General features: G+C 66.4%; 9 protein-coding genes. 4 read left to right on the top strand and 5 right to left on the bottom strand.

Annotation, left to right across the window (positions count from 1 at the left end; translation table 11 throughout):
• The 5 genes from cpaB to IMZ29_RS21690 form a co-directional block, all read right to left on the bottom strand.
• Positions 1-864: Flp pilus assembly protein CpaB (cpaB, locus tag IMZ29_RS21710; protein WP_216188243.1), on the bottom strand; the 864-nt coding region annotated here is incomplete at its 3' end.
• Positions 865-892: 28 nt separating this feature from the next.
• On the bottom strand, positions 893-1,414 hold the full coding sequence (locus IMZ29_RS21705) for a TadE/TadG family type IV pilus assembly protein (RefSeq protein ID WP_216188241.1): 522 nt from the start codon (positions 1,412-1,414) through the stop codon (positions 893-895).
• On the bottom strand, positions 1,407-1,922 hold the full coding sequence (locus tag IMZ29_RS21700; RefSeq protein ID WP_216188232.1) for a TadE/TadG family type IV pilus assembly protein: 516 nt from the start codon (positions 1,920-1,922) through the stop codon (positions 1,407-1,409). The genes IMZ29_RS21705 and IMZ29_RS21700 overlap by 8 nt, the downstream gene beginning before the upstream one ends.
• Before the next feature lie 37 nt (positions 1,923-1,959).
• The gene (locus tag IMZ29_RS23430; protein ID WP_216188230.1) at positions 1,960-2,526 is read right to left on the bottom strand and encodes an A24 family peptidase; all 567 of its coding nucleotides are present in this window, start codon (positions 2,524-2,526) and stop codon (positions 1,960-1,962) included.
• Positions 2,527-2,538: 12 nt separating this feature from the next.
• Positions 2,539-2,715 carry a Flp family type IVb pilin gene (locus IMZ29_RS21690; protein WP_216188228.1) on the bottom strand — a complete coding sequence of 59 codons (177 nt, stop codon included), beginning with the start codon at positions 2,713-2,715 and terminating at the stop codon, positions 2,539-2,541.
• Between the two features lie 479 nt (positions 2,716-3,194).
• On the opposite strand from IMZ29_RS21690, the gene IMZ29_RS21685 reads away from it, so the two are divergent.
• From IMZ29_RS21685 to IMZ29_RS21670, 4 genes are all read left to right on the top strand, one after another.
• Positions 3,195-4,787 (top strand): ShlB/FhaC/HecB family hemolysin secretion/activation protein, encoded by a 1,593-nt coding sequence (locus IMZ29_RS21685; RefSeq protein WP_216188226.1) that lies wholly within the window; start codon positions 3,195-3,197, stop codon positions 4,785-4,787.
• 243 nt (positions 4,788-5,030) lie between these two features.
• On the top strand, positions 5,031-7,079 hold the full coding sequence (locus tag IMZ29_RS23125; RefSeq protein WP_305852527.1) for a collagen-like triple helix repeat-containing protein: 2,049 nt from the start codon (positions 5,031-5,033) through the stop codon (positions 7,077-7,079).
• Between the two features lie 9 nt (positions 7,080-7,088).
• A complete protein-coding gene (locus tag IMZ29_RS21675) occupies positions 7,089-7,664 on the top strand; it encodes a MarR family winged helix-turn-helix transcriptional regulator (RefSeq protein WP_216188224.1) in 576 nt (191 codons plus the stop codon).
• A 644-nt stretch (positions 7,665-8,308) separates the two neighbouring features.
• Positions 8,309-8,871: collagen-like triple helix repeat-containing protein (locus IMZ29_RS21670; protein ID WP_216188222.1), on the top strand; the 563-nt coding region annotated here is incomplete at its 3' end.

The following is an 8,871-nucleotide window of genomic DNA, read 5'->3' as shown; positions in this document are numbered from 1 at the left end:
CGGCGCGGGCGGCGTGGGCAGCGGCCCGGCCAGCGCGGGCAGGTCCAGACCCGCATAGGCGCGGTTTTCCGGCGAGGCGAGCTGTTCGCGCTCAGCCGCCGTCAGGCCGGTTCGGCCGCTCAACACGGGCGTACTCGACGGAAACAGCGCGACCGCGGGCGTGGTCTCGTCAAGCGGGCTACGCAGCGCAAGCTGCAATACACCATTGCCGCGCGCCAGCAACAAATCGTTGACCTCAGCGATCGGCACGGCAAGCACCGCCGTCGCTGCCGAGGGCGCATTGCCCCGCCCTTCGCGCGTCGTCGCACCATCGACGGACTGATCGCCATAGGCAAGCACCCGCACGCGCGACAACAGGAGACGCGCCTGATTGCGCTGCACGTCCGCGCCGGCACGCGGCAAGGTGAAGAACACGTCGACCCAGTCGCCCGGCTGCACCTGATGAGCCACGCCGAGTACCGGATCCACTGCGATCGCCACGGCGCGCTCGCCGGCCTCCAGGCGCAGGGCCAGTCCGCTCGCGAGTTCTGTCTGGGTGACGGCCTCGCTCTCACTCAATGCGAAGCGCGTCACACGGCCGATCACGTCGGCCGTCTGGCCAAACCCACCGCCCGGCATGGCCCCCCAATCGGCGAGGCGCACGTCCTCGGCGCCAATCACTCGTCCCGCCTCCACCGGCCGCGCGGCCACGACCACACGTACCGTGGGCACGGGCGGCGGTGCGGATTCGCGTGGCGCTGTGGGCGCCACCACCACTGGGGCCGGCGCAGGAGCCGGTTGGCGCGCGAGAAGGAAGGCAAAAACGCCGAGAATCACCGCGAGCAGAAAGAGCAGGATCGCAAACAGCTTGGTGGCGGTGTTCATCGAGGACGTTCCAGATTCATCAGAGGGCTCAGGCGCAACGCATCGCGGCGCTCAGATCGGAGCCGGTGGGAGGCGAAAACTGCACGGTGGACTGGGCCCACAAGCGACTCGATACCGTGTCCTCCCCGCCGCCGCCGAGCGCGCGGTGCAGCATGCCCAGGACGGGATAGATGCCTTGTCCATGCACGGGGTAGCACACGCGCACATGCAGGCACGTCAGCGTGCCAGTGCCGCAGGCCGCGCCGGCATCAGCGGCGCGCACGTCACAGCGTGCATCGGCCCCAACCCAGGTATTGGTTGAAGCCATCACGGCGTCCACGACGGCGCATGCGTCCACTGCCCGCACTGGACCAACAAGGCTCGCGCTGGCCAGCGCTCGCGCGCCCTCGCTGGCGGCCCGGGCGAGACCTTGCTTGGCGAGAAAGAACATGCCAAAGCTCGACAAGGCGGCAAGCACCAGGACGAGCGGAATCAGGACGAGCGCAAGCTCCAGCGCAGCGACTCCACGCTGACGGCGAGGGGGCAGGCGACGGTGGCGACCCTCAGTCATGGGACGTCCTCGACAGCATCATCGGCGTCATGGCAGATGGTGCGGTCAGAACATCCAGTCGCACGGTTGCCTGACCTGAGAGCTCAGCGGGCAGCACCGGACCAATCAGCGGAAGCTGTGGGAGCGGCAACGCCGCCTTGACGCTAACGCGCAGACAGGATCCGCCGGCCGAAGGCGCAATGTCACACGCGGCCCACGTGATCAAAGGATTGACATCCCGCCTGCAGTCGGGCGAGAGCATGGCCGCTCGGGCACACGCGACCCGAAATGCCTCTTGCGTGCGTTCATCCGGTGTTCCGCCTCGCAAGGCAGCGCGCGCGCCATCCTCGGCGGCTAGGGTCAGCAACTGAGTGGACGCGAAGACGACAGCGAGCGCAGTGCCGGCGTAGGCCACGGCAAACAGGATCAGGAAGGTGAACGCGAACTCGACGGCATAAGCGCCCCGCTGCCGCTTTGCGCGGACCAGCGCAACGCCCCCCTCTCCCTTCGCCGAACGCCCCCTACCCATGCTGCCGACTCCTGCGTTACCTGCGGCCGTCAACGCTCTATTGACGGGACAACACCAAGACCCAAGCGAATGCGCCTATGGCCAAATAGGTAGCGTACGGTGCACCCTGACGCGTTCCACGCCGACTCGCCAACCAGCTCCGCGCCGGAGCAAAGACCTGCCATATTGGTCGAGTGATCCCAGACATGTGTACCGACACCCAAGCGACGGCAGCAGACGACGCTGCCCTGGTGAGAAGCACGGAACTCACTGCAGGGATCGCGGCCAACGCGGTGCCAACCAACCAAGTGACCAACAGTCCTTTGGGACCTAGCGCAAAACCCAGTACCGCCATGAACTTCACGTCTCCGGCCCCCATGACGCCCAAACGCCATAGAGGGAAGAATGCACATAAACCCAACGCAAGGCCCAAGACCGCATATACCACCGTCGGCGCAAGTGGGGTGCCAAGTGCAACCTCCGGTAGCGTTGCGACCAGCATTGCTTGCAGCAAGAGACCAACAACTAGCAGCGTGTTAGGAACTCTGCGATAAACGAGATCCATGAAACCTGCCGCCGTTGAAATGAGCAGCAGGCTCGTTACTCCGACATTGGTCAGAAGCAATCTCGAGTCGCCTTAGGCGGGAGTAGTCGGAAGCTCATCTATCACCTTGCCGAACATCTCATCGAGACCCGTGCCAAGCAGGGTCAGCGTGCCAATAATCGCCACTGCGATCAGCCCCGCGATCAGCCCATACTCGATGGCCGTCGCACCGTCTTCTTCCTTCCAGAACTTCATCAGGCCAGCTTTCATCATTCACTCCGTGATCTAGACCGCCGCGGGTTTGCGGCGGCAGCCGACGCGCGACAGATGCGGCCTTGACGGCTCACCTGCCCTCGCCGCGCCCGAGGAACCGGGCGCTGGTTTGTGGTGGGCTTCCGGCACCGAACCCGGTGAAAAACCGGAGAGCATTGGCGACAGAAAAGTTACGTATCCGCCTGAAAGCAACGTCATTTGCGTTACCAAAGGTGTTCAACGAGTAGGACGAAAGATATATTAGAATTTCGCATACAACAATACTGATTTTTTCATCTATTCCGGAAAAGCGCGTTTTTACTGGCTTTTCTTCGAATTTCGAGGCATTGGAGAACGAGTAGATGCAGGTTTTCCGGGATCTTTCGCGATTTGCGGCAGTAACGAAACCGTATATTTCGTGCGTTACAATCAGCATCTCAGCAACATATCTAACAGCGGGTTTCCTGCTGGCCCCTGCGCAGGCCTCAGAAGCTCGCTTGCTCGGCGATCCTCAGCAGACATTGCCGCCCGTTCAGCCTCCCCGTCCAGTCTCCCCCACGCTGCAGACCCCCGCAGCACCGCAACAAACGGCCGTCGACGCCGTGCTGGGTCAACGCATCGTTCCGCGCTATTTCGATGTCACGGGCGTCAGCGCCATTCCGTTCGAGGATGTGGTGGCCGTGCTCGAGCCGCTGGCCGGGCAGCCGATCACGGTGCGCGAGCTGGCCGAGCACGTAAACCGCATCACGGCGCTGTACCGCGAGCGCGGCTACGCGATCTCATTTGCGCTGTTGCAGCAGCAGACCTTTGCCGAGGGACTCGTTCGTGTGACGGTTGTCGAGGGTTACGTCAACCAGATCCGTGTGGCAGGGGATGCAGGGACAGCAGAGCCGCGCCTGCGCGCATTGGCGGCACATATCGAGAACGAGCGCCCCCTGCGGCGCGCCACGCTGGAGCGCTATCTCAACCTGATGCGCACGATCCCTGGGCTGTCCGTCCGCCCTGACATGGCATTGCCGCAGCGGGCCGATGGCACGACCGAACTCGTGCTCAACGTCGAGCGTCAACCTTTCAGTCTGGAAGGCGGGCTTGCCGACCTTGGCCAGGGCTATCAAGGCATCGTCACGGTGGGCACCAACAGCCTGACGCCATTGGGCGAGCGCATCCAGCTGAGCTCGACCATCCCCGTGGGTAGCGCCGACGTGGAGTACTACCGGGGCGCCGTGGACATCCCGCTCAACAGCGATGGGCTCGCCCTGCGGCTCGATGCCTACAAATATCGTTCAAGTCCTGAGGACGCGGAGCTCGCGCGCCAGAAGATCCGTCGTGACGTGCGCAACGAGCGGGCGTCGGCCATCGTGAGCTACCCGCTCATCCTGGAGAATCAACGCTCGCTGACGGTGAGCGGCGGCTTCTATGCGACACGCAGCGTGGATCGCTACACGCGGTTCGACGATCGCGCCTCGGTGACGATCCATACCGACCTGAGGGCCTTGCAAGCGGGCGTGCGCTACGCCACCAGCACGGCCACGCAGGCGCGCAGTCTGGAGGTGAACGTGCACCGCGGCCTGGACGCGCTGGGCGCGCGCCAGGGCGCCACCAGCCAGCATGACCTGGACTTCACGCGCCTGACGGCCTCCGCCTCGCAGACCTTCGCGCTGAGCGAGCGCGTTGCGCTGTCGCTCTCGGCAAGCGGGCAATACAGCCGCGACGATCTCGCCAACTCCGAACGCGTGTCCTTCGGCGCCTGGCGCTTCGGGCTGGGCTACCCTGCCGGCGAGATCGCGGGTGATTCGGGCTGGGGTGCTGCGATCGAGACGAGCTACCTGCAGCCCCTGGGGCTGCCCTGGCTGTCGTCGATCCGGCCGTACGTGCGCGCAGATACGGCCCGCGTCTACGAGAACAGCCGGCAGGCGCTGCCGCTGGCAGACGACCGGCGTCTGGCGTCTGTTGGCGTGGGCGTGCGGCTTACGGACCAGCGCTTCTATACGCTGGATCTCAACGTGGCCAAGCCCGTGGGCGATCGCGCACTCAACGATCGCGGTCGCGGCCTGCGTTTCAACGCGAACTACTCGTTGCGTTACGAATAAGGGCGGCGTTACGTAACGCGGCCTTCCAAAGGCCGGGGGCGTTACGTAACGTCGTGGGGTCCAGAGCCCGTGATAGCACTGCCCTGCCCTTACCCGAAGATCCTTCGACCGCTCGCGAAAGCCCGTGTTTTCGAGCTTTCGCGCGATTCCGGACATCCCTTTCGGCATGTCCCCACAAATTTGGCATGGGTGTTGCAAAAGCAGATGACATGGGCGGACATGACCGTCATCTGAGGAGCCATCATGCAACGACACACCCAAATCCACGTTCAACGCCAAGCCGGCAACACGCGTCCTGCTCGCCTCGCAGTGGGCAGCGCCCTGCTCGCATCCCTGCTGGCGCTTGCCGGCTGCGCGTCCAGCAGCGGCCACGGCATGGACGAGCCCGTCACCCCGCCCGTCGTCGACATCCCGGGCGGCGGGATTGGCGATGGCGGCGGCAACGGTGGTGGTGGCAATGGTGGCGGCGGTAATGGCGGCGGTGGCAACGGCGGGGGCGACAACAACCCCACGAATCCGACCAATCCGACGAACCCCACCAACCCCACGAATCCGACTAACCCAACGAATCCCACCAACCCGACCGATCCCACGAACCCCACGAACCCGACCAATCCGACCAATCCGACGAACCCCACAAATCCCACCAACCCGACCGACCCCACGAACCCAACGAACCCGACGAACCCCACCGACCCGACCAATCCCACCAACCCGACAAACCCCACCGATCCCACCAACCCGCCCGGCGCGCCCGATACGCCGGTCACCGGCGTTCTGCAACCCACGCTCGGCGGCGTCGGGCAGGCAGTCGACAACATCACCAACGCAGGTCTTGGCGGTGCACTGGGCCAGGTCGGACAGACCTTGGACGGCGTCGTCGTCCCGGTCACCGACGTCGTTGTCGACACCACGCAGACGCTCGGCGGCGCCACGGGTCTGGGCCAACCGGTCGACGGCTTGCTGCAGCAAGTGGGTGGTGCTGTCGGCGGTCTCGGCGAATCGGTGGCAGGCGCAGGCCTGCCCAATGGGCTCTCTCAGGGTGTCGGCGGCCTCATCGGTGGTCTGGGCGACACGGTCGCGAGCGCGGGTGGCCTGCTCAACGCCAATCCCGACAATCCCAACCCGCTGGGCAATACCCTGAATCTGGCCACGGGCGCCGTGGGCTCCCTTACGGCGGGCCTGGGTGGCGAAGGTGGTCTGCTCGATGTCAACACGGGGCTGCTGGCGCCGGTCACCGGCCTGCTGGGTCAGGGCGGTGCGACCCAGCCTGTGCTGGAACCCGCGCTCGGCAACACCGGACAAGCCGTGGACAACCTGGCCAACCTCGGCCTGGCCGACACGCTGGGCGGTGTGGGCGCCACGCTGGATCCCCTTGTCTCGCCGGTCACAGGCGCCGTGGGCAACCTCACCCAACAAGTCGGCAACACGACGGGACTGGGCCAGCCGGTGGCGGGTCTGCTGGATAGCGCAGGCGGCGTGCTCAACCAGATCGGTGGTCAGGTCGATGGCGCCGGCCTGGGCGGCGTAGGCGGCCTCGTCGCCGGGCTCGGTGACACGCTGGGCAGCGCGGGCAACCTTGTCAACGGCACCAGCGCCAATCCCATCGGTGAGGTGCTGAACAACGCCACCGGCGCTGTCGCCGCGCTGACCCAAGGTCTGGGCGGCGATGGCAGCCTGCTTGCGCCGGTCACTGGCGTCGTGGGAGGACTGGGTGGCGGCGAGGCTGGCGGCCTGCTCGCGCCGGTCACCGGCATCGTGGCTGGACTGACCGGCGGCAACGAGGCGGGCGGCGTGCTTGCTCCTGTCACGGGTATCGTCGCGGGTCTGACCGGTGGCGCCGATGCGAATGGCGGTGTGCTGGCGCCGGTCACGGGCATTGTCGCCGGCCTCACGGGTGGCGGCGAGCAGAACGGCGGGGTGCTTGCACCCGTCACCGGCATCGTGGCCGGCCTCACCGGTGGCAATGCCGAGGGCGGCGGCGTGCTGGCGCCGGTCACCGGCATCGTCGCCGGACTCACGGGCGGCAACGCGGAGGGTGGCGGCGTCCTCGCCCCGGTCACCGGCATCGTCAACGGCCTGACGGGTGGCGGCGCGGCAACGCCGCCTGCCGGTGGCGGCCAACAAGGCGGTCTGCTCGCGCCCGTCACTGGTCTTGTGGGTGGCGTAGTGGGTGGCCTGGCGCCGGCGCCTGGAAATGGCAACGGTGGCGGCAATGGCGGGCAGAACGGCAACGGCGGCCTGCTGGCGCCTGTCACCGGCATCGTCGGTGGCCTGCTCGGCCGTCGCTAGGAGAAGCGCATGTACACGACCTCCTATCTTTCCGCTGGCCCCCGCGATAGTCACGCGTCGGCCAGCCGCCGCCAGAACGAGTACGACGATCCCGCGGTGGTGCAGCAGGCCACGCTCATGTACGACGCCATCCGGCTTCTGTCACGCTGCGCGTCGCTCTACGGTGCCCTGCACCAGGCAGAGGCCTCGCAGCGCCTGGGCCTGAGCGCCACGGACGTCAAGGCGCTGGAGATGATCGGCGAATTCGACGCACTCACGATCGGCCAGCTCATGCAGCTGACGGGGTTGAGCGCCGGGGGCACCACCGCCGTGGTGGATCGCTTGGAACGGGCGGGATTCATCGCTCGGGACAAGCATCCCCACGACCGCCGCGTGACCGTGCTGCGCCCCGTGCCAGCGCGCTGGAGCGCGGTGCGCCAGAGCCCGGCGGCCAATCGGCTGGAGCTCACCGGATTGCATCACGTCATCGACGACGATCACTGGGAGTCGATCCAGCTGTTCCTCAACCGCGCCCTGGAAGCGCTGCACCACGAGGCCGGTCAGCACCTGACGGAAGCCGCCCCACCGGATCGCGACGCTGACTGACGCCGTACCACCACCTGGCGTTATCGCCGCCGCGCCGCGTGTCTAGCCAGACCGCGGCGCGGTTCTTTGAAGAGGGTGTTACGTGACATCGCCGAAGCCTGGATGCGACGTTACGTAACGCCGGGCCGCATCCGGGTGCAGCGTTGCTGGCGCTGCCTTCTCGGGACCCTGCTCAATGCGCGCCGCGGCACGATTTTCCGCAAATAATCAAGTACCTGCAAGAATGTACCGACATTCGAAGAATTCATCATGAAGTTGGCATACCTGTTGCGTTACGAATGGCAAAGGCCACGGCAGACCGCCCCCCTCTGGAGACCGACATCATGACCCCCAAGCGCCCTCTCGTGCGGACCCGACACATCGCATACAGTGCCCTGCTTGCCGCTCTACTCGCCACCACCGGCTGCGCGAGCTCGAGCGGCCATCAGGAAGATCCACCGAGCGTACCGCCCATCGGGGGCCCGGATATGCCAGGCGGTGGGGGTGATGGCGGCGGTAATAATGGTGGCGGAGGTAACGGTGGTGGCGGTAATGGTGGCGGAGGTAATGGCGGTGGCGGCAACGGCGGAGGAGGTAATGGTGGCGGCGGTGACCCCACCACTCCCCCCGTCACGCCCCCCACACCGGAGCCCCCCATCCCGCCGGTGCCGCCGACTCCGCCTGTCACGCCGGTGGAGCCCGTCAAGCCGGTTACCGGCATTCTGCAACCCACCCTCGGTGGCACCGGAGCCGCAGTGGACAATCTCGCCAACCTCGGCCTTGGCCCCACGCTCGGCCAGGTCGGTCAAACCCTGGACGGTATCGTCGTCCCCATTGCGGACGTCGTCGTGGATAGCACCCAGACGCTGGGCGCAACGACGGGCCTTGGCCAACCGGTGGACGGTGTTCTGCAACAGGTGGGAGGGGCCGTGAACAATCTTGGCGACTCGCTCGCCAGCGCCGGCCTGTCCAACGGGCTGTCGCAAGGCGTGGGCGGGTTCGTCGGCGGCGTGGGCGACACGGTGGGCAGCGTAGGTGGCCTGCTCAACGCCAACCCCGAGAACCCCAATCCGCTGGGCAACACGCTGAGCCTGGCGGTGGGATCCGTCGAGGCGCTCACCGCCGGGCTGGCTTCCGACGGAGGCATCCTTGCGCCGGTCACCGGCCTGCTGGGTCAGGGCGGTGCGACCCAGCCTGTGCTGGAACCCGCGCTCGGCAACACCGGACA

It is taken from the genome of Verticiella alkaliphila, from assembly GCF_018904615.1.
Classification (GTDB): Bacteria; Pseudomonadota; Gammaproteobacteria; order Burkholderiales; family Burkholderiaceae_B; genus Verticiella; species Verticiella alkaliphila.
This window is presented reverse-complemented; position numbering and strand designations above follow the sequence as displayed.